This window comes from Micromonospora sp. WMMD1082 (assembly GCF_029626175.1).
Lineage (GTDB): Bacteria > Actinomycetota > Actinomycetes > Mycobacteriales > Micromonosporaceae > Micromonospora.
This window is the reverse complement of sequence record NZ_JARUBM010000002.1, coordinates 2,879,082-2,898,862: the sequence shown is the minus strand read 5'-3', so window position 1 is coordinate 2,898,862 and position 19,781 is coordinate 2,879,082. Positions and strand designations below refer to the sequence as shown.

Below are 19,781 nucleotides of genomic sequence, written 5' to 3'. Positions count from 1 at the left end.
ACGAACACGGTGGCCGGCCGCGGGAAGGGAGCCGGCCACCGTCGTCAGGACGTCACTTGGTCATGGTGGTGCCGGTCGAGCGCAGGTGCTCGCAGGCCTCCGCCACGCGGGTGGCCATGCCGGCCTCGGCGGCCTTGCCCCACACGCGCGGGTCGTACATCTTCTTGTTGCCGACCTCGCCGTCGATCTTGAGGACGCCGTCGTAGTTGCGGAGCATGTGGTCCGCGGCCGGCCGGGTGAAGGCGTACTGGGTGTCGGTGTCGATGTTCATCTTCACCACGCCGTAGTCGAGCGCCTCCCGGATCTCCGAGAGCAGCGAGCCGGAGCCGCCGTGAAAGACCAGGCTGAGCGGCTTCTCCTTGCCGTACTTGGCGCCGACCGCCTCCTGGATGTTGTTCAGGATCTCCGGGCGGAGCTTGACGTTGCCCGGCTTGTAGACGCCGTGCACGTTGCCGAAGGTCAGCGCCGCCATGTAGCGGCCCTTCTCGCCCAGGCCGAGCGCCTCGACCATGGCCAGGCCGTCCTCGACGGTGGTGTAGAGCTTGTCGTTGATGGCGTTCTCGACGCCGTCCTCCTCGCCACCGACGACGCCGACCTCGATCTCCAGGACGATCTTGCCCTTGGCCGCCTCGTCGAGGAGCTGGGCGGCGATCTCCAGGTTCTCCGCCACCGGCACGGCCGAACCGTCCCACATGTGCGACTGGAACAGCGGCTCCTCGCCGCGCTTGACCCGCTCCTGCGAGACGGCCATCAGCGGCCGGACGAACTTGTCCAGCTTGTCCTTCGGGCAGTGGTCGGTGTGCAGCGCGATGTTGACCGGGTACTTCTTGGCCACCTCGTGCGCGTACGCGGCGAACGCCACCGCACCGGTGACCATGTCCTTGACCGACGGGCCGGAGAGGTACTCCGCGCCACCGGTGGAGACCTGGATGATGCCGTCGCTCTCCGCGTCGGAGAAGCCCTTGAGCGCCGCGTTCAGCGTCTGCGAGGACGTCACGTTGATCGCCGGGTACGCGTACCGGCCGGCCTTGGCGCGGTCCAGCATCTCGGCGTAAGCCTCGGGGGAAGCGATGGGCATGTCGAACGCTCCTTACTTGCCGCTGTCGGCCGTACGGCCGCTGGTCTCCTTGGGGGCCCGGCCGTGCGGCCGCATGCCCTCCCTGAGGGGCCGGCCGTGCGGCCGCCTGTCTCCTTGGTGCGCCGGACCGCGCTGTCCTCCGCGGGCAGTATCCCGTAGCTGCGCCAGCGGGGCACAACCGGGCCGGTGCACCGCCGGCCCGCCGGGTCCGTTCACCGCCGGTCCGCCGGGTCCGGCACGACGACGCTGATCAGCCAGGTGACCACCGCCATCACGATGGCTCCCCAGAAGGCCGCCCAGAAACCGTCCACGTGGAACGGCAGGTCGCCGAGCCCGGCGACCCAGTCGGTCAACAGGAACAACAGGGCGTTGACCACCAGCGCGAACAGGCCGAGGGTCACCAGGTAGAAGACACAGCCCACGACCTTGATGACCGGTTTGAGCACCGCGTTGATCACACCGAAGATCAGCGCCACGACGAGCAGGGTGAACGCCGTGTCATAGCCGGTCCGCCCGGTCACCTCGACCCCGGGCACGATCAGCGTGGTGATCCACAGCGCGACGGCGGTCGCCGCCAGCCGGATAAGGAAGCCCACGGCACCCATCCTGGCACCGGCGACAGTCCCCGGTGGGTCGATTCGACCGACTCGAACCCGACCCTGGCGTACCCTCACCGGCCCGGCGCCCGGCCGGTTCCCAGCGGGTCACCGGCACACCCCGTACCGTGGGTGGGTACCCGTCCACCGACATCCCGGAGGCACCGCATGGGCCAGCCCGACGAGGACTTCGCCCCCGGCGACCACCTCGACCCGGAGGAACGCGACCCGGAGGCCGAGCCGGCCGACGCGGTCGAGCAGGCCGCCGTGGTCGACCCGAGCCAGGTCGAGGACGAGCCGCACCGTGGCCTGGAGGTCGACGACTGGGACGCGATGGAGCAGGCCCGCGTGGTCGGCGCCGACGAAGACGACTACCGCTGACCACCACCCCGGAAACCGGACGACGCAAGATCTATAGAGCTGGCACCATGTGCGAGTGCTGCTCACCCTGACCACCACGCACCAGCCGGCGACCGACCTCGGTCACCTGCTGGTCAAGCACCCCGACCGAGTGCACGCCTTCGACGTGCCCGTCGGCACCGCGCACGTCTTCTACCCGGAGGCCGGCGAGCAGCGCTGCACGGCCGCCCTCCTGCTCGACGTCGACCCGTTGCGGCTGGCCGCCGCGCGGGGCCGGGGTCGTGGCCGGCAGTCGGCCGCCACGCCGGAGAGCTTCACCCTCGGGCGGTACGTCAACGACCGGCCGTACGCCGCGTCCAGCCTGCTCGCCTCGGCGCTGTCGAAGGTGTACCGCTCGGCGCTGCGCGGCGAGTCCTCGGCACGACCGGAGCTGGCCGCCAGCGGGATCCCATTGGAGATCCGAGTTCCGGTGCTGCGCTGCCGGGGCGGCGCCGAGGTGGCCGCCCGGTTGTTCACCCCGCTCGGCTGGGCCGTCACCGCCACCGCCATCCCGCTGGACGAACTGCACCCGCAGTGGGGTGACAGCCGCTACGTGGACCTGACCCTCGACGGCACGCTGCGGCTCGCCGACGCGCTCAACCACCTCTACGTGCTGCTGCCGGTGCTGGACGACGCGAAGCACTACTGGGTGGCCCCGGACGAGGTGGACAAGCTGCTGCGGGCCGGTGCGGGTTGGCTGGCCGACCACCCGGAGCGCGGGCTGATCGTCCGCCGCTACCTGGCGCACCGGCGGGCGCTGGCGGGTCAGGCGTTGGAGCGGCTGGCCGCCCAGCGGCCCACCGACGAGCCGCTCGCCGACGACGGCGTGGACGACGTGCCGCCGGCCCCGACCCGGGCGTCGCTGGCCGCACGCCGCCGGGAGGCGGTGCACGCCGCGCTGGTCGACGCGGGCGCCCGTCGGGTACTCGACCTGGGGTGTGGCGGTGGTGCGCTGCTGGCCACGCTGATCGGGGACCGCCGCTTCACCGAGATCGTCGGCACCGACGTCTCCACCCGGGCCCTCACGCTGGCCGCCCGGCGACTGCGGCTGGACCGGCTGCCCGAGCGCCAGCGCGCCCGCGTCACGCTCCGGCAGTCCGCGCTGACCTACCGGGACGACCGGCTGCGCGGATACGACGCGGCGGTGCTGATGGAGGTCGTCGAGCACCTCGACCCGTCCCGGCTGCCCGCGCTGGAGGATGCCGTCTTCGGCCACGCCCGACCGGCCACGGTGGTGGTGACCACGCCCAACGTCGAGCACAACGTCCGCTACGAGGGCCTGCCGGCGGGCACGTTCCGGCACGCCGACCACCGGTTCGAGTGGACCCGCGCCGGGTTCGCCGGCTGGGTGGAGCGGGTCGGTGCCACGTACGGCTACGCCGCCACGCGACGCGGTGTCGGCGACGACGACCCGCAGGTCGGCCCGCCGACCCAGGTTGCCGTGTTCACCCGCGAGGAGGCGTCGCGATGAGTGTGCTGGACATTCCCGAGCTGGCGCTGGTGGCGCTGGTCGGCATCTCCGGCTCCGGCAAGTCGACCTTCGCCCGCCGGCACTTCGCGCCGAGTCAGGTGCTCTCCTCGGACGCCTTCCGGGCGATGGTCGCCGACGACGAGAACGACCAGTCCGCCTCGGCGGAGGCCTTCGACGCGCTGCACTACGTGGCGGGCAAGCGGCTCCGCGCGGGCCGGCTCACCGTGGTCGACGCGACCAACCTCCAGCCGCACGCCCGGGCCGCCCTGGTCCGGGTGGCCCGCGAACACGACGTGCTGCCGGTGGCCATCGTGCTGGACGTTCCCGAGGCGCTGGCCTGGGAGCGCACCGAGGCACGGGCCGACCGCACCTTCGGGCGGCAGGTGCTGGCCCGGATGTCCCGGGACCTGCGGCGCAGCTACGCCCAGTTGGCCCGCGAGGGCTTCCGCAAGGTGCACGTGCTGCGCGGGGTCGACGAGATCGAGGCCGCCGAGGTCCGCTACGAGCGGCTGTTCAACGACCGGCGCGAGCTGACCGGGCCGTTCGACATCGTCGGTGACGTGCACGGTTGCCGCGCCGAACTGGAGACGCTGCTGACCCGGTTGGGTTGGCAACTGCGCCGCGACGACGCGGGCCGGCCGGTGGACGCGACGCACCCGTCGGGGCGTACCGCCGTGTTCGTCGGTGACCTGGTGGACCGCGGCCCGGACTCGCCCGGGGTGCTCCGCCTGGTGATGGGCATGGTCGCGGCCGGGCATGCGCTCTGCGTGCCGGGCAACCACGAGCAGAAGCTGCTGCGCAAGCTGCGCGGGCGCAACGTGAAGGTGGCCCACGGGCTGGCCGAGACGTTGGCGCAGCTGGACGCCGAGCCGGCGGAGTTCGCCACCGAGGTGGCCGGCTTCGTCGACGGGCTGGTCAGCCACTATGTGCTCGACGGCGGGCGGCTGGTGGTGGCGCACGCCGGGCTGAAGGAGGAGTACCAGGGCCGGGCGTCGGGCCGGGTACGCGCGTTCGCGCTGTACGGCGAGACCACCGGTGAGACCGACGAGTACGGTCTCCCGGTGCGCTACCCGTGGGCGCGGGAGTACCGAGGTGCGGCCACGGTCGTCTACGGCCACACCCCCACCCCGGAGCCGGAGTGGGTCAACAACACCATCTGCATCGACACCGGCTGCGTCTTCGGCGGCCGGCTGACCGCGCTGCGCTACCCGGAGCGGGAACTGGTCTCGGTGCCGGCGGAGCGCGAGTGGTACGCCCCGGTCCGGCCGCTCACCGCGGCGCCGGCCCGGCCCGACGAGGTGCTGGAGCTGACCGACGTCGCCGGTCGACGGCACGTCGAGCACCCGTACGGCTCGCTCACCGTGCCGGCGGAGAACGCCGCCGCCGCGTTGGAGGTGATGAGCCGCTTCGCGGTCGACCCGCGCCAGCTGGTCTGGCTGCCGCCGACCATGGCGCCCTGCTCGACCTCGCAGCTGGACGGGTACCTGGAGCATCCGGCGGAGGCGTTCGCCGACTACCGGGCGGCCGGGGTGGACCGGGTGGTCTGCGAGGAGAAGCACATGGGCTCCCGCGCCGTCGTGCTGGTCTGCCGCGATCCGGACGGCGGCCCGTTCGGCCCGGGCGGCGGGGTGGTGCACACCCGCACCGGCCGGCCGTTCTTCGGCGGCCCGCTCGACGCCGAGCTGCTCGACCGGGTGCGCGCGGCGGTGAGCGGCGCCGGGCTCTGGGACGAACTGGACACCGGGTGGCTGCTGCTCGACTGCGAACTGCTGCCGTGGTCGGCCAAGGCCGGTGGCCTGATCCGCGAGCAGTACGCGGGGGTCGGCGCCGCCGGACGGGCCGCTCTGCCGGCGGCGTTGACGGTGCTGGACGCGGCGGCCGGTCGAGGGCTGGACGTGGCGGAGCTGCGGGAGCGGACCGCCCGCCGCCGGGACGACGTGTCCGCCTACACGGCGGCGTACCGGGCGTACGTGGCGCCGACGGACGGGTTGCGCGGGGTGACGCTCGCCCCGTTCGCCGTGCTGGCCGGCGCGAAGGCCAGCTACGTCGACCGTGATCACGGCTGGCACCTGGGGCTGGCCGACCGGCTCTGCGCGGCGGACCCGGAGTTCTTCACGCCGACCCGCCGTCAGGTGGTCGACCTGTCCGACGCCGACGCGGTACGCGACGCCACCGACTGGTGGCTGGCGCTGACCGCCGCCGGCGGTGAGGGCATGGTCGTCAAGCCGTACGCCGGGCCGGCCGCCCGCGGCGAGCGGGGCTCGCTGCGCCAACCGGGGATCAAGTGCCGGGGGCGCGAGTACCTGCGGATCATCTACGGGCCCGGGTACACCGAGCCCGAACAGCTGGCCGCGCTGCGGCACCGCTCGCTGGGGCGGAAGCGGGGGTTGGCACTGCGTGAGCACGCGCTCGGCCTGGCCGCGTTGGACGCCCTGGTCGACGGCGCGCCGCTGTGGCGCCGGCACGAGCTGGTCTTCGCGATCCTGGCCTGCGAGTCCGAGCCCGTCGACCCCCGGCTGTGACCTGGCCGGACCGACGGCGTGCGCACCGGTAGCCTGAGTGGCCGTGGCGGACGCCACCCGGGCGACTGGTCGAGCGATTCACGGAGCAGAATTTTTATGGCATTGGGCGAACGGGTAGGTCATGTCCTGCGCGGCGCGGCCATCGGCGTGGCCGAGGCCGTGCCGGGGATCAGCGGCGGCACCATCGCGCTCGTCACCGGCGTGTACGAGCGGGTCATCGCATCCGCCGGCCACGTGGTGAGTGGCGTACGGTACGCGGCCTCCGACGTGCCGCGCGGGCGCGGCTGGACGCGGGCGGGGCACCAACTCCGGCAGGTGCACTGGGAGGTGGTGATCCCGCTGCTGATCGGCATGCTGCCCGGCCTGCTGATCGCGGCGAAGGTGCTGGAGCCGCTACTGACCGGCTATCCGGAGCAGACCCGCGGGTTCTTCCTCGGGCTGGTGCTCGCCTCGGTGCTGGTGCCGATCTCGATGGTCGGCATGCCGTGGCGGCGCGTCGAGATCCTCGCCCTGATCGCCGCCGCGGCGGCCGCGTTCGCGCTGACCGGGCTGCCGCAGGCCACCCTCACGCCGCATCCGCTGATCGTGCTGGTGGCGGCGGCGGTCGCGGTCTGCGCACTGGTGCTGCCCGGGGTGTCCGGGTCGTTCCTGCTGCTGACCGTCGGCCTGTACGAGCCGACCATCACCGCACTCAACGACCGCAACTTCGGCTACCTGGCGATCTTCGTGACGGGCATGGTCATCGGCCTGTCGCTCTTCGTCAAGGTGCTCCAGTGGCTGCTCGAACAGCATCGCCGGATCACCCTCGCGGTGATGTCCGGTGCCCTGCTGGGCAGCCTGCGCGCGCTGTGGCCATGGCAGTCCGAGGAGCGTGCCCTGCACGCCCCCGGCGACGGCATCGTCTCCATCGCCGCCCTGTTCGTGCTCGGCGCCGCCGTCGTCTCGGCAATGATCATCGCCGAGCGGCGCCGGCTGCGCCGGGCCGCCCGGGACCTCACCGAGGAGACGTACGAAACGCCGCACGTCCGCTGACGCCCACCGCTTGGTGGCTGCCCCGCTGGGCGGCCACCAAGCGGTGCCGGTTCAGCGAGCCTTCTTGGTGGCCCGCTTGCGCGGCGGGGTCAGCAGGTCGGCGATCGTGGCGATCGCACTCGGGACCAGCCGGTAGTAGGCCCACACACCGCGCTTGTCCCGCTCCAGCAAGCCGGCCTCGGTGAGGATGCGCAAGTGGTGGCTGACCGTCGGCTGGGAGAGGCCGAGCGGTGCGGTGAGGTCAACCACACACGCCTCGCCCTCCGGCGCCGACTGGATCAGGCTGAGTAGCCGCAGCCGAGCGGGGTCGGCGAGGGCCTTGAGGACCCCCGCCAGCCGCTCGGCGTCGGCACGTTCGATCGGCTCGCCGGCAAGCGGCGAGATCTGAGGCATAGTCATTTCGGCCAACGCAGTTCCCACGTATTCCATCCTTCCACCAGCAGCATCGATCCGCCTGCATATCAGCAGATCCGAATCGGCAGACTTTTACGCCACAAGGCCGAGGTCAGCCAACGTATAGGCCGCCCGGTACGGCATTCCGGCGGCTCGCACCGCGTCGCCGGCGCCACGATCAACGATAACCGCCACCCCCACGACCTCGGCCCCGGCCTCGCGAAGGGCCTCGACGGCGGTCAACACACTTCCGCCGGTGGTGGAGGTGTCCTCCACCGCCAGCACCCGACGACCTGCCACGTCGGGCCCCTCGATCCGCCGTTGCAGCCCGTGCGCCTTGCCCGCCTTGCGGACCACGAACGCGTCCAACGGACGCCCGGCGGCGTGCAGCATCGCGACGGCGATCGGATCGGCCCCCAACGTCAGCCCACCCACCGCGTCGTACGACCAGTCGGCGGTCAGCTCCCGCATCACCCGACCCACCAGCGGTGCCGCCCGGTGATGGAGCGTGACGCGACGCAGATCGACGTACCAGTCCGCCTCCCGCCCCGAGGACAGCACCACCCGTCCATGGACCACAGCCAGGTCGGAGATGAATTTACGCAGGTCGTCGTGGTCCCCCATGGCGATAGAGGGTACTGCGCAAGTCTGGGCGCCGGGTGTGCGGGCCGCCTGGGTCAACCCTTCCGGGGGACCGATGAGTGGCGATGCCCGGTTACGCTACGTCGACTTGTCGCGTCGGATCGAGTGATCTCACGCCAGGCGGGTCGTCCCGCCGTCCGCGAGCGCCGGTCAGCCGCGATCGCGGCCGGTACGCCCCCGGGTGTCCCGGGCGACCACGTCGATCAGCCGGCGTGGGGCGTGCCGCAGGCCCGCCACGGCCAGCTTGTACTTCCACGACGGAACGCTGACAAGCTTGCCTTTTCCCAGGTCAAGCAGGGCATCATCGACCACATCGGGCGCGCTGAGCCACATCCATTCGGGGGTTTTCGACATGTCGATGCCGGCACGCTGGTGGAACTCGGTGCGGGTGTAGCCGGGGCAGAGCGCCATCACGCGTACGCCGAAGGGGCGGGCGGACTGGCCGACGGACTCGCTGAAGTTCGTGACCCACGCCTTGCTGGCCGAGTACGTCGAACCGGGCATCACCGCACCGAAACCCGCCACGGAAGAGACATTAATCACTGCGCCGATGCGTCGTTCGGTCATCGTACGCAGCGCCGCGTGGGTCAGCCGCATCACGGCGTGCACGTTGAGCCGCAGCAGCCGGGCCTCGTCCTGCGGTGACGATCGGAGGAACGGCTTGTTCAGGCTGATGCCGGCGTTGTTGACCAGCAGCTCGACCGGGGGGCCGTCGGCCAGTCGCCGCTCGACCGCCGCGCAACCGTCGTCGGTGGACAGATCGGCCGTGAGGGTCTCGGTCTCCACGCCGTGCCGGCCGGTCAGCTCGGCGGCCTGTGCGGCCAGCCGCGTCCCGTCGCGGGCGACGAGCACCAGGTGCCACCCGTCGGACGCGAGCCGGGCGGCGAAGGCCGCCCCGATCCCCGCGGTCGCCCCGGTGATCAACGCCCATCGCTCACTGGTCGGCTGGTCGGGCGGCACAGGCGTCCTCACCTCGGCGGGTACGGGGGCGACGTCGGTGCCCCGGGCGGCGGATAGGTCTGGTGCGGCGGTGCCGGCGGCTGGTGGGTGGACGGTGCCGGCGGCGGATACCCGGACGGGGGTGCGGGTGGCTGGTGCGGGGGTGCGGGTGGTGGGGATGCCGGGCGGCGACGGAACCAGGCGGTGGCCGGCGGCATCGCCAACAGCACGGCCACCACAAGGTAACCGAGCACCTGACCGACCGAAAGGGCTGCGGTGAGCGGAATCCACCACGACGGGTGGGCGTCCGGGATCAGGGCGACCAGCTCGGCGGTGGCCCGATCGTCACCGAACTCCAGGGGCGTCGCGCGCTGCACGACCAGCGTGGCGATCCCGCCGCAGCCGCAGCACACACCCAGCCCGGCGACCACCCAGGTCGCCACCCGGGCGGCCGGGCGGCCAGCGGCCAGGCCCAGTGCCAGGCCGGCGAGGAGCAGACCGACGAGCAGGCTCAGCACCGCGGACAGCGCGACCGACACGCCCAGCAGGGCGGCCATCGCGTCGACCTCTCCGGCATCGACCTCGACGGCGGCGGCCGCCGCGCGGAGCCGGGCCACCGTGCCGCCCACGGAGGTCAGCCCCGCCACGGCGAACGCGAGCGCGCCGAGCGCCATCACCCCCAGCACCGTCACGGCGAGCACGATCACGGCCGGCCTGCGGGCCGGTGCCTGTTCGGGGTACGACACGACGAGTCCCTCCGGTAGGCGTTCGGGAAGCAACCTACTCGGAGGGACCGTCGCAGTCCTGCCTAACTCACCTGCCGTCAGCCCGGGCGGTCCGTGGGCGGCTGCTCCGGGCCACCGGACGGCGGGGCCTGACCGCCCGGCCCGCCGGGCTGGTCACCGGCGGCCGGGTATCCGGGATCGGCCGGCTGCTGCCCGGTGCCCGGATACCCGGGCTCGGTCGGCGGGGTGGCCGGGTATCCCGGTGCCGGCGGGTAGCCCGGCTGGTTCGGGTACGTGCCGCCGGGGGCCGGCGGCTCCCACTGCTGGGTCGGCTTGCGGAAGAACTCGTTGGCCTTCGGCAGGGCCAGCAGGATCAACGCCGCCAGCAGCGAGATCAGGCTGATCACGCCGAGCAGAACGCTGACCGGGGTGGTCCAGGCCGGCAGTGCGTCCTCCAGTCGGCGCTGGATCTCCTCGTTGCTCGGCAGGTCGCCGCTGGTGTCGCCGGGGGCGCTGAAGCCAGCACCCAGGCCGCTGAGCAGGCTGAACCCGACGCAGCAGAACAGGATGCCACCGACGATCCAGGTGGCGATCCGCGCGCCGTTCTTGCCGCGCAGGTTCAGCAGGCCCAGGCCGAACAGCGCCAACGCCGCCACCAGCAGGACGATGGCGGAGCCGACGCCGACGACGACCACGACGTTGGCGACATCCTGCGCCCCCTCGACCGTGGAGTCCCGGTAGGCGTCGTCCATCACCTCGCGGACGGTGCCGATGGTGGCCAGCGAGATGATCACGCTGATCAGCTGGAGGATCGCGAACAACAACAGCAGGTAGGTGGATATCGTCACCACGCCCGGCCGTGGCCGGACCGGGGTGCTCTGGGGATCGACCATTCTTCTCCTTCCCTGGAACGCGCTTCACCGTATCGGCAACGGGCCATCCCGGCACGACACGGCGCCGGGTGGTGGGCGCGTCACCATCGCCCGGTCCGGCCGGGATCGACCGGCCGGTTCGCGTTCCCGGTGCGGCATCAGGGCCCGCTCTGCGGGTGGACGGTCACCTCGCCGCGATCCAGCCGCTCCCCGAAGGCCATCTCCCAGCCCGCCTCGCCGTACGCCTCGAAGGTGAGTCGCGCCCCGCCGGGCGCGCGGTAGTCGTGGTAGCGCACGGTGCCGCTCGGCGCGAGCCCGGTGCCGCCGGAGGCGGTGTACCGGGCCTGGCCGGACTCGTGCCAGCTGAACCGCCGGCCGCCGACCTCCACGACCGGGGCACCCGGAGTGACGGCGGCGGCGAGTGGCGCGGACTCCCAGAGCACCAGCTCGAAGCCCGGGTCCTCCGCCACCGAGAGCCGACGCCGGCGGCCGAGGTCGTCGACATCGTCCAGGAGGTGCTGCGCCCAGCTCCACTCGCCCTCGACCAGGCGGATCGAGCCCTGGACCGGGTAGGCGAAGTCGCCGATCTCGACGATGTCGCCGACCGCTATCCGGCGCGGATCACGTCGCGGCCCGCCGTGGCGGCGCGGGTGTGCGCCCGCCGGCGGCCGTGCACGGTCGCGCCGCCGCCAGCGCAGCGCGACGACGACGGCCAGACCGAGCAGGCAACCGACCGCCAGGTACGCCCATCCCCCGTCCACCCGGTCACCTCCCGAGGTAGGTCGGCGAAGACGCTGACCATGATCCGGGTCGAGGGTGCGTCCCGCCAGCCGACTACCGGTCGCCCCCACCCGGCCCGCCGGAGGCCGCGCCACCCGGCTCGCCACCGCCCGGCCCGCCGGTGTCACCGTTCGGCACCGTGTCGCCGCCGGAACCGGTGTCGCCGTTCGGGGCGGTCGGCTCATCCGAGGCCGGTGGCACCACCTGCGCGGTCGGTTGGTGCGGCGCGTGCGCGGTCGGATCCGGACCGGCCGCATATCCGGGCGGACCGGCCGCATACCCGGGCACCACATACCCGGTACCGGGCGGCGCATACTCGGGCGGCGCCGCGTACCAGGGCGGGATGGCGTATCCGGGCGGCGGTGGATATCCGGGAGGCGGCGGATATCCGGGGAACGCCGGGCCGAAGGGCGGGTAGCCGGGCGGGACCGGGTAGCCGGGAGTCGTCGGATAGGGAGCCGGCTGCGCCCGCGGCACGAACCAGCGGTGTGCCGGCGGCAACGCCAGCAGCAGCACCACCGCCACGGTGAGCAGGAACACCAGGAACACGCCGAGGCCGGCCAGCGGGAAGAGCACCGACTCGAACACGTTCGGCTGGCTGTAGAGCGTCTCGATGAAGTCCGACTCCTGCCAGAAGCCGTCGTCCGGCGGTGGGACGTCGTCGGGGTACGTCTCGTCGACGTACGGTCCGTCGGCCACGGCCACCGCCAGGCCGAACGGGATCAGGATCGCGCCGGCACACCCCTGGACGACGCAGAGCAACAGTTGCAGGCCACCGGCCACGAAGACCATGGTCCGGGCGGTGTTGCTGCCCTGACGCACCCCGGGCGCCGTCAGCGCCAACCAGAGCGCCAGCAACAGGGCGGGTACGCCGAGCACCGCGACCATGGTGACGCTGCTCCAGCGCTCCGCGCGTACCTCATCCGGATCGGCGTCGGGCACCTGCCGCACGGCGCGGTCGATCGCGGCGTCCCACTGGATCGCCTCGACGACCAGCAGGGCCAGGAGCCCGAGCAGGATCAGCACGGCGGCGAGTTGCAGCCAGAAGGCGACGGTGACGGTGCCGGGGCGGGGCGGGCGGGGCGGGGGCACGGCTGCCGGCGAGTCGGCGGTCGCGGTCATACCGCGGACGGTACGGCCCGGCCGCACGCGTCGACAGCGCCGATCGGCTGGACCCGACCGGGCGGACGGATCATGCTCCGGCGAGCCGCTCGGCGGCGTACTCGCCGACCGTGGTGCTGCCCATGACGCAGCCGGTGGCGGTGTTCAGCTGTGCCGGATCCCCGCGCAGGGCCGTCCAGGCGGCCTGGCCGGCCGCCGGGTCGAGCCGCTCCAGCAGGGTGGCGGCGTACACGCGGCCCGCGGGAGCGCCGGTGGCGAGCAGGCGGTCGAGCAGGTCGCGTACCTCGTCCGGGCGGTCGGCCATGGCCGCCACGATCCGCTGGTACGCCTCGGTCTCCGGCAGGAGCGATCCCGCGATCCCGACCCCGCCGAACGCGAGCGTGCCGGCGTGGGCGAGTTCCGAGACGGCCTTCGCCAGGTCCGATTCCTTCTTGCGCCGCATCCCGAACATGCCTCCATCCTCGCCCCACCGACTCCTGGCCGCCCGGTGAGAGAACGCGGGGAGAGGTCCGCGACAGGGCCCCTCCCCCTCTCGTCCGGGACTCAGCCGGCGGTCACCGACAGGCCGTCCTTGCCCTCGGCGAGGTCGACCCGCACCGTGTCCCCGTCGCGGATCTGGCCGGCGAGCAGTGCCCTGGCCAGCTGGTCGCCGATCGCGGACTGGACCAGGCGGCGCAGCGGGCGGGCGCCGTAGATCGGGTCGTAGCCGTGCTCGGCGAGCCACCCGCGGGCGTCGTCGGTGACGTCCAGCGACAACCGGCGGTCCGCGAGGCGCTTGCGCATCCCCGTCAGCTGGATGTCCACGATGGTCCGCAGGTCGCTGCCCTGGAGGGCGGCGAAGACCACGATGTCGTCGAGCCGGTTGAGGAACTCCGGCTTGAAGTGCGACCGGACCACCGCGAGGACACCCTCGCGGCGCTGCTCCTCGGCCATCGTCAGGTCGCCGATCACCGCCGAGCCGAGGTTCGAGGTGAGGATCAGGATCGCGTTGCGGAAGTCGACCGTACGCCCCTGCCCGTCGGTGAGCCGGCCGTCGTCGAGCACCTGGAGCAGGATGTCGAAGACGTCCGGGTGCGCCTTCTCCACCTCGTCCAGCAGGATCACCGAGTACGGCCGGCGGCGTACCGCCTCGGTGAGCTGGCCGCCCTCCTCGTAGCCGACATAGCCGGGCGGGGCACCGACCAGGCGGGCCACCGAGTGCTTCTCGCCGTACTCGCTCATGTCGATGCGGACCATGGCCCGCTCGTCGTCGAAGAGGAACTCGGCGAGCGCCTTGGCCAGCTCGGTCTTGCCGACGCCGGTCGGGCCGAGAAAGAGGAAGCTGCCCGTCGGGCGGTCCGGGTCGGCCACACCGGCGCGCGCCCGGCGTACGGCGTCGGAGACCGCGCCGACCGCCTCGGCCTGGCCGACCACGCGCTCGCCCAGCGACTCCTCCATCCGCAGCAGCTTGGCGGTCTCGCCCTCCAGCAGCCGGCCGGCGGGGATGCCGGTCCAGGAGGCGACCACGGCGGCGATGTCGTCCGCACCGACCTCCTCCTTGAGCATCGCGCCGTCGGACTGGAGCCGGGCCAGTTCCTCCTCGGCGGTGGCCAGCTCGGCGTTGAGCGCGGGAATCCGGCCGTACCGCAGCTCCGCGGCGCGTTCCAGCTCGCCGTCGCGCTCGGCCCGCTCGGCCTCGCCGCCGAGCCGCTCCAGCTCCTCCTTGGCGGTGGAGAGCTTGGTGATGTGGCTCTTCTCCAGTTGCCAGCGGTCGGAGAGGGCGGTGAGCTGCTCCCGCTTGTCGGCGAGTTCCTTGCACAACCGCTCCAGCCGCTCGGCGGAGGCGGCGTCCGGCTCCTTGGCCAGTGCCATCTCCTCGATCTCCAGCCGGCGCACCGCCCGCTCGATCTCGTCCACCTCCACCGGCCGGGAGTCGATCTCCATCCGGAGTCGGGAGGCGGACTCGTCGACCAGGTCGATCGCCTTGTCGGGCAGGAAACGGTCGGTGATGTAGCGGTCGGAGAGGGTGGCGGCGGCGACCAGGGCGGCGTCGGTGATGCGTACGCCGTGGTGCACCTCGTAGCGCTCCTTGAGCCCGCGCAGGATGCCGATGGTGTCCGCCACGGTGGGCTCGCCGACCAGCACCGGCTGGAAGCGGCGCTCCAGGGCCGGGTCCTTCTCGATGTGCTCGCGGTACTCGTCCAGCGTGGTGGCGCCGACCATCCGCAGCTCGCCCCGGGCCAGCATCGGCTTGAGCATGTTGCCGGCGTCCATCGAGCCCTCGCCCTTGCCGGCACCGACCACGGTGTGCAGCTCGTCGAGGAAGGTGATGACCTGCCCGTCGGAGTTCTTGATCTCCTCCAGGACGGACTTCAACCGCTCCTCGAACTGGCCCCGGTACGACGCGCCGGCGACCATCGCGCCGAGGTCAAGCGAGACCAGCTTCTTGTCGCGCAGCGACTCGGGCACGTCACCGGCCACGATCCGCTGGGCCAGGCCCTCGACGATGGCGGTCTTGCCGACCCCGGGCTCGCCGATCAGCACCGGGTTGTTCTTGGTACGCCGGGACAGCACCTGGATCACCCGGCGGATCTCGGAATCCCGGCCGATCACCGGGTCGATCTTGCCGTCCCGGGCGCTCGCGGTCAGGTCGACGCCGTACTTGGTCAGCGCCTGGTAGGTCTGCTCCGGATCGGCGCTGGTCACCCGACGGTCTCCGCCGCGTACCGTCGGGAAGGCCGCCACCAGGCTCTCCTCGGTGGCGCCGGCGGCCTTGAGGGCGCCGGCGACGGCGCCGCCGACGCGGGCCAGCCCGGCGAGCAGGTGCTCGGTGGAGGTGTACTCGTCGCCGAGCGGACGGGCGACCTGTTCGGCGGCGCCGATGGCGTTGACGAACTCGCGGGCCAGGGTCGGCTCGGCGATGCTGGAGCCACGGGCGGCGGGCAGGGCGTCCACGGCCCGCTGGGCGGCCCGGCGCAGCTCGGCCGGGTCCGCTCCGACGGCGCGCAGCAGACCGGCGGCGGTCGATCCCTCCGTGTCCAGCAGCGACAGCAACAGGTGCCACGGTTCGACGGTGGCGTGCCCCCGCTGGTTCGCCAGGGCGACGGCACCGGTGATGGTCTCCCGACTCTTGGTGGTGAGGCGTTCGGTGTTCATGGGCTCCCCTGGATCGGTGTGTCCACTGGTACCGACAGAACCAGAGTTGAGCCTATTCCACTCAACCTGCAAGGTGTGATGTACGTCACTCCTAGCCGCCGGCGAGGCCGCCTGTCAGTCCGTTTCGAGGGTCACCGCTGTCCAGGTGCGCTCGACGTAGCGGCCCGAGCCGAGCAGGACACCCTGTGGCGTGGCCGCGAACAGCGTGCCGTCGGCCAGCACCCGCAGGGAGTGCTCGGCGGTCACCGGCCAGGTCAGCTCCAGGTAGCGGTCGCCGATCACGGCGCCCGCGCCGCGCGGGCCGATCACCGCCACCGTGCTGCCGCCCAGCGGCACCACCCGGCCCAGCTCCGGATGCCCCTCGGCCGCCACGGCCAGCCAGCGTGGACCACGCTGCACCCACAGCGCCGGGAAACCCGTCCGGTCAGGCCGCTCGCCGATCAGCCATCGCTCGTCAGGCGTCACCGCCGCGCGCAGCACGCCGATCTCCCCTTCGGGTGGCGGCACCGGCTCCGATTGCCAGTCGCGGCCGCCGTCCCAGGAGACCGCGACGGCCGGCCCACCGTCCTCGGTCAGCCCCGCCACGATCAGCGGAGGAATGTAGGAGTCGAACCGCTCCGGTTCGCCCCCGGTGACCGTCTGCACCACGGGAACCGGCGGCTGGGCGGGCAGCGGGCGTAACACGCCGTCTACCCAGCGACCCACCTCTCCCGAACTCTCGATGATCTGGAACCGCCCCTGGGCCTCCTGCCAACTGGCCGGGGCTGCCTCTCCGGGGCTGTGCCGGAAGGTCTCGCCGCCGTCGGTCGAGGTCCACCAGCCGTGCGGCTCGGCCCAGAGGGCGAGCACGTCGACGGTGGCGTACAACTGCTGGTTGTCGGCGACCGGCCTCGGGTGACGCAGCCGCTGCCAGGACCGGCCGCCGTCCCGCGTCGACCAGAGCAGGGCGCGGCAGTCCGGGCCGCCGGGTGGGCGTCCGTCGCAGGCGGCGTAGAGGGCGTAGCCGCGTTCGGCGTCGACGAACTCCACGAACGGTGAGTCGTACCGCGCCGGGACGGCGAGCCGGGTACTGCGGGTCTCCGCGACGGGCCTCGGGGTCGGCGGCGGCCCCGGGGACGCGCTGTGCGACGGTGGCGGTTCGGGCGGCGGCGGGGTCCGGCGGACATCCCCGATCGAACAGCCGGAGAGCAGCACCACCAGGGTGAACACGGTCAACGGGCGGGCCCCACGCGTGGTCATTCGGCCTCCGTCGCGAGGGTAGCCTGAGCGCGTGCGAGTGCGTGTCGACCAGACTGCCCCATCGGGGATCGGCGTACGTCACGACATCATGACGCAATCGGGCCGCCCGCTGGGGGTACGCGCGGTCCTCGTCGACGACGACCCGACCGGCTGAGTCAGGGATGCACGACTTCACCAACCTGCTCATCCAGGTCGGCGCGCTGCTGTTCCTGCTCGGGCTACTCGGCCGGCTCGGCCGCCGGATCGGGCTCTCCCCGATCCCGCTGTACCTGCTGGCGGGTCTGGTCCTGGGCCACGGCGGCATCCTGGAGCTGCATGCCAGCGAGGAGTTCTTCGCCGTCGGCGCCGAGATCGGCGTGATCCTGCTGCTGGTCATGCTCGGCCTGGAGTACTCCGCCGACGAACTGGTCGGCAACCTGCGATCGGCGGCCCCGGCGGGGTTGATCGACGCGGTGCTCAACGCGCTGCCGGGCGCGGCGTTCGCGCTGCTGCTCGGCTGGGGCTGGCTGGCCGCGGTGGTGCTCGGCGGGATCACCTGGGTCTCGTCCTCGGGCGTGATCGCCAAGATCCTCGCCGACCTGGGCCGGCTCGGCAACCGGGAAACCCCGGTGATCCTCTCGGTGCTCGTGGTCGAGGACCTGGCGATGGCGTTCTACCTGCCGTTGGCGACCGCGCTGCTCGCGGGGGTCGGGCTGGTCAAGGGCGGCGTCGCCCTCGGGGTGGCGGTGCTGACCGTGGTCACGGTGCTGGTGGTCGCCCTCCGCTACGGCAGCTTCCTCTCCCGGGCGTTGTCGGCCGACAACGCCGAGGCACTGCTGCTCGGTGTGCTCGGCCTGACCCTGCTGGTGGCCGGGGTCGCGGCGAAGCTCCAGGTGTCGGCGGCGGTGGGTGCCTTCCTGGTGGGCATCGGCCTCTCCGGGCCGGTCGCCCATCACGCCACCGAACTGCTGACTCCGCTGCGCGACCTCTTCGCCGCCGTCTTCTTCGTCTTCTTCGGGCTGGCCACCGACCCGCGGCACATCCCGCCGGTACTGCTGCCCGCGCTGCTGCTGGCACTCGTGACCATGACGACGAAGATCCTTACCGGCTACCTGGCGGCCCGGCGCGTCGGCATCGCCGAGCCCGGGCGCTGGCGGGCGGGGCTGGCGTTGGTACCTCGGGGTGAGTTCTCCATCGTCATCGCCGGCCTCGCGGTGGCCGCCGGCAGCGTCGAGCCGAAACTGGCCGCGCTCGCCGCGACGTACGTGCTGATCACCGTGGTCACCGGTCCGCTGCTCGCCCGGCTGCCGGACCACACCCGGTTCAGGCGGTGGCTGCGGGTTCGGGAAGCACGGCAACAGGCCCGGAAGGCCGCGGCGATCGACAGAGCGTGACCGTCCGCCGGCCAGCTCGACCGTCCGGATGACGCCCTCCGACCAACCGATGCCGAATTGCTTCCCGCAAGGGTCTACCCGTACTCACCGGTACCGCGTTAACGTGTCGCCCCAGCAGCCAGGGTTTGCGGAGGGCGGACGCCACCGCGGGCGAGAGCGGAAGGTTGGCCGGTGAGCGTGCAGGAGTCAGCGTTCCACGGCTTTGCCAACCCCGTCGACCCGAGCCCGGCGGAGTTGCGGGCGTGGGCGTACCACCCCGATTCCGTCCCGTTGACCTCCATGCCGCCCGACTGGGACCTGCTGGTCTCCGGTGACCGGCTGGTGATGACGCTGTTCGAGCTGGCGATGGATCCGCGCTGCCCGGCACGCCGGTTCGCGCTGCACTGCCTCTACATCTACGCCGCGGACGGGATCCGGACGAACTTCCGGGCCCACCCGAAGCGACGCTTCCGCAAACTGGTGGATCAGGCCCAGCGCGACGGCGACGAGATGATGCGCAACTGGGCGCACAACAGCCGGCGGCTGCTGACCCGGCCCGAGCTGTTCGTGTACCGGGAGTGGTGCGAGGGCGGGCTGGTCCGGGAGAACCGCCGGCTCTGAGGTGCCGAACGGGCCGGGACCCCCCGTGGCTCCCGGCCCGCACGTCGGCGCATCGGTCAGCGAGCCGATCCACCCCGTTGGCGGCGATGCTGGTCGGTCCGCGCCTGCCCGGCGCCGTGGCCGCCACGTCCGCCGAACCTGCCGGTCTTGGCCTGGTCGGAGAGGCGCCCGCTGGTGATCCGGTCGAACTTCTTCCGGACGTCCTCGGCCAGGTTGTCGAACCGGCGTCCCGCCTCTTCGGCCACCTTCCGCGCCGCTTCCGTCATGGCGCCCCCCGCCAGTTCAGGGGTCCGTATTGAGACGGTTAGCCCCGTTTTCCCGAGCCTAACGGAGGCAGCTCGGCCCGCGCCCGGGTTTCGGGGAAGTACCGGGCGACCGCCGTGGGGAGCCGGCGGCCCCCCGATCAGCGGCCAGGACTGCGGCGGGGACGCCAGACCACCAGGGCGGTGGAGGTCTGGTTCGTCGGGACCAGGTCACGGCCCGGAAAGCGGGCCAGCGACTCCAGCTCGGCCATCCGGCGGTACGCGGCGTCGAGCTCGGCCTCCAGCTGGGCGACCCGCTGCTGCGCCTGCTCCAGCAGCCGCTCCAGCCCGATGATCCGCTTGATCCCGGCAAGGTTCACCCCGTCGTCCTGACTGAGCCGCTGCACCTCGCGCAGCAACACCACGTCCCGGACGCTGTACCGCCGCCCGCCGCCCGCCGCCCGGCCGGCCTGCACCAGGCCCAGCCGGTCGTACTGACGCAGCGTCTGCGGGTGCATGCCCGCCATCCGCGCCGCGACGGAGATCATCAGTACCTTGGCCTCGTAGGCAGGGTCATCCGATCCGATGAACCCGTCCATCCCGCTCACCTCCGCACCGCTT

20 protein-coding genes and 1 pseudogene are annotated in these 19,781 nt (G+C 72.5%); 7 read left to right on the top strand and 14 right to left on the bottom strand.

What is annotated here, in order from left to right; all coding sequences use genetic code 11:
* Positions 1-52: 52 nt before the first annotated feature.
* Both fbaA and O7615_RS13365 read right to left on the bottom strand, forming a co-directional pair.
* Positions 53-1,078: a class II fructose-bisphosphate aldolase gene (fbaA, locus tag O7615_RS13370; RefSeq protein WP_278177826.1), complete on the bottom strand. Its 1,026-nt coding sequence runs from the start codon at positions 1,076-1,078 to the stop codon at positions 53-55.
* A 212-nt stretch (positions 1,079-1,290) separates the two neighbouring features.
* Entirely contained in the window at positions 1,291-1,674 is a 384-nt protein-coding gene (locus tag O7615_RS13365) for a phage holin family protein (protein ID WP_278177824.1), read from the bottom strand.
* Between the two features lie 168 nt (positions 1,675-1,842).
* Between O7615_RS13365 and O7615_RS13360 the strand changes: the two genes are divergently transcribed.
* The 4 genes from O7615_RS13360 (at position 1,843) to O7615_RS13345 (ending at position 7,098) form a co-directional block, all read left to right on the top strand.
* Positions 1,843-2,055, top strand: a complete 213-nt coding sequence (locus O7615_RS13360; protein ID WP_278177823.1) for a hypothetical protein — start codon at positions 1,843-1,845, stop codon at positions 2,053-2,055.
* 55 nt (positions 2,056-2,110) lie between these two features.
* A complete protein-coding gene (locus O7615_RS13355) occupies positions 2,111-3,544 on the top strand; it encodes a 3' terminal RNA ribose 2'-O-methyltransferase Hen1 (protein WP_278177822.1) in 1,434 nt (477 codons plus the stop codon).
* Positions 3,541-6,066 (top strand): polynucleotide kinase-phosphatase, encoded by a 2,526-nt coding sequence (locus O7615_RS13350; protein WP_278177821.1) that lies wholly within the window; start codon positions 3,541-3,543, stop codon positions 6,064-6,066. The genes O7615_RS13355 and O7615_RS13350 overlap by 4 nt, the downstream gene beginning before the upstream one ends.
* Positions 6,067-6,162: 96 nt before the next feature.
* A complete protein-coding gene (locus O7615_RS13345; protein WP_278177820.1) occupies positions 6,163-7,098 on the top strand; it encodes a DUF368 domain-containing protein in 936 nt (311 codons plus the stop codon).
* A gap of 51 nt (positions 7,099-7,149) precedes the next feature.
* On the opposite strand, the gene O7615_RS13340 is transcribed toward O7615_RS13345, so the two are convergent.
* The 10 genes from O7615_RS13340 to O7615_RS13295 form a co-directional block, all read right to left on the bottom strand.
* Positions 7,150-7,527, bottom strand: a complete 378-nt coding sequence (locus tag O7615_RS13340) for a metalloregulator ArsR/SmtB family transcription factor (RefSeq protein WP_278177819.1) — start codon at positions 7,525-7,527, stop codon at positions 7,150-7,152.
* A gap of 57 nt (positions 7,528-7,584) precedes the next feature.
* Complete coding sequence (gene pyrE / locus O7615_RS13335; protein WP_278177818.1) at positions 7,585-8,115, bottom strand: orotate phosphoribosyltransferase; 531 nt, start codon at positions 8,113-8,115, stop codon at positions 7,585-7,587.
* A gap of 168 nt (positions 8,116-8,283) precedes the next feature.
* Positions 8,284-9,093 (bottom strand): SDR family oxidoreductase, encoded by an 810-nt coding sequence (locus O7615_RS13330; protein WP_278177817.1) that lies wholly within the window; start codon positions 9,091-9,093, stop codon positions 8,284-8,286.
* 8 nt (positions 9,094-9,101) lie between these two features.
* The gene (locus O7615_RS13325; protein WP_278177816.1) at positions 9,102-9,818 is read right to left on the bottom strand and encodes a hypothetical protein; all 717 of its coding nucleotides are present in this window, start codon (positions 9,816-9,818) and stop codon (positions 9,102-9,104) included.
* A gap of 77 nt (positions 9,819-9,895) precedes the next feature.
* Positions 9,896-10,690, bottom strand: a complete 795-nt coding sequence (locus O7615_RS13320; protein ID WP_278177814.1) for a hypothetical protein — start codon at positions 10,688-10,690, stop codon at positions 9,896-9,898.
* A gap of 137 nt (positions 10,691-10,827) precedes the next feature.
* Positions 10,828-11,430: a DUF4178 domain-containing protein gene (locus tag O7615_RS13315; protein ID WP_278177813.1), complete on the bottom strand. Its 603-nt coding sequence runs from the start codon at positions 11,428-11,430 to the stop codon at positions 10,828-10,830.
* A 73-nt stretch (positions 11,431-11,503) separates the two neighbouring features.
* Positions 11,504-12,571 (bottom strand): hypothetical protein, encoded by a 1,068-nt coding sequence (locus O7615_RS13310; protein WP_278177812.1) that lies wholly within the window; start codon positions 12,569-12,571, stop codon positions 11,504-11,506.
* Positions 12,572-12,641: 70 nt separating this feature from the next.
* The gene (locus tag O7615_RS13305) at positions 12,642-13,022 is read right to left on the bottom strand and encodes a hypothetical protein (RefSeq protein ID WP_278177810.1); all 381 of its coding nucleotides are present in this window, start codon (positions 13,020-13,022) and stop codon (positions 12,642-12,644) included.
* 92 nt (positions 13,023-13,114) lie between these two features.
* Positions 13,115-15,706, bottom strand: a complete 2,592-nt coding sequence (gene clpB / locus O7615_RS13300) for an ATP-dependent chaperone ClpB (RefSeq protein ID WP_278177809.1) — start codon at positions 15,704-15,706, stop codon at positions 13,115-13,117.
* Positions 15,707-15,820: 114 nt separating this feature from the next.
* Positions 15,821-16,945, bottom strand: a complete 1,125-nt coding sequence (locus O7615_RS13295) for a hypothetical protein (RefSeq protein ID WP_278177808.1) — start codon at positions 16,943-16,945, stop codon at positions 15,821-15,823.
* 31 nt (positions 16,946-16,976) lie between these two features.
* Between O7615_RS13295 and O7615_RS13290 the strand changes: the two are divergent.
* The 3 genes and pseudogenes from O7615_RS13290 to O7615_RS13280 form a co-directional block, all read left to right on the top strand.
* Positions 16,977-17,063 (top strand): annotated as a pseudogene (locus O7615_RS13290) (potassium transporter TrkA); the annotation flags it as partial.
* A 43-nt stretch (positions 17,064-17,106) separates the two neighbouring features.
* A complete protein-coding gene (locus O7615_RS13285; RefSeq protein ID WP_278177805.1) occupies positions 17,107-18,318 on the top strand; it encodes a cation:proton antiporter in 1,212 nt (403 codons plus the stop codon).
* Between the two features lie 171 nt (positions 18,319-18,489).
* On the top strand, positions 18,490-18,918 hold the full coding sequence (locus O7615_RS13280; RefSeq protein ID WP_278177804.1) for a hypothetical protein: 429 nt from the start codon (positions 18,490-18,492) through the stop codon (positions 18,916-18,918).
* 56 nt (positions 18,919-18,974) lie between these two features.
* Here the strand turns inward: O7615_RS13280 and O7615_RS13275 are convergent, their stop codons facing one another.
* Both O7615_RS13275 and O7615_RS13270 read right to left on the bottom strand, forming a co-directional pair.
* Positions 18,975-19,184: a hypothetical protein gene (locus O7615_RS13275; protein ID WP_278177801.1), complete on the bottom strand. Its 210-nt coding sequence runs from the start codon at positions 19,182-19,184 to the stop codon at positions 18,975-18,977.
* Between the two features lie 137 nt (positions 19,185-19,321).
* Positions 19,322-19,759 (bottom strand): MerR family transcriptional regulator, encoded by a 438-nt coding sequence (locus O7615_RS13270; protein WP_278177799.1) that lies wholly within the window; start codon positions 19,757-19,759, stop codon positions 19,322-19,324.
* Between the last annotated feature and the right edge of the window lie 22 nt (positions 19,760-19,781).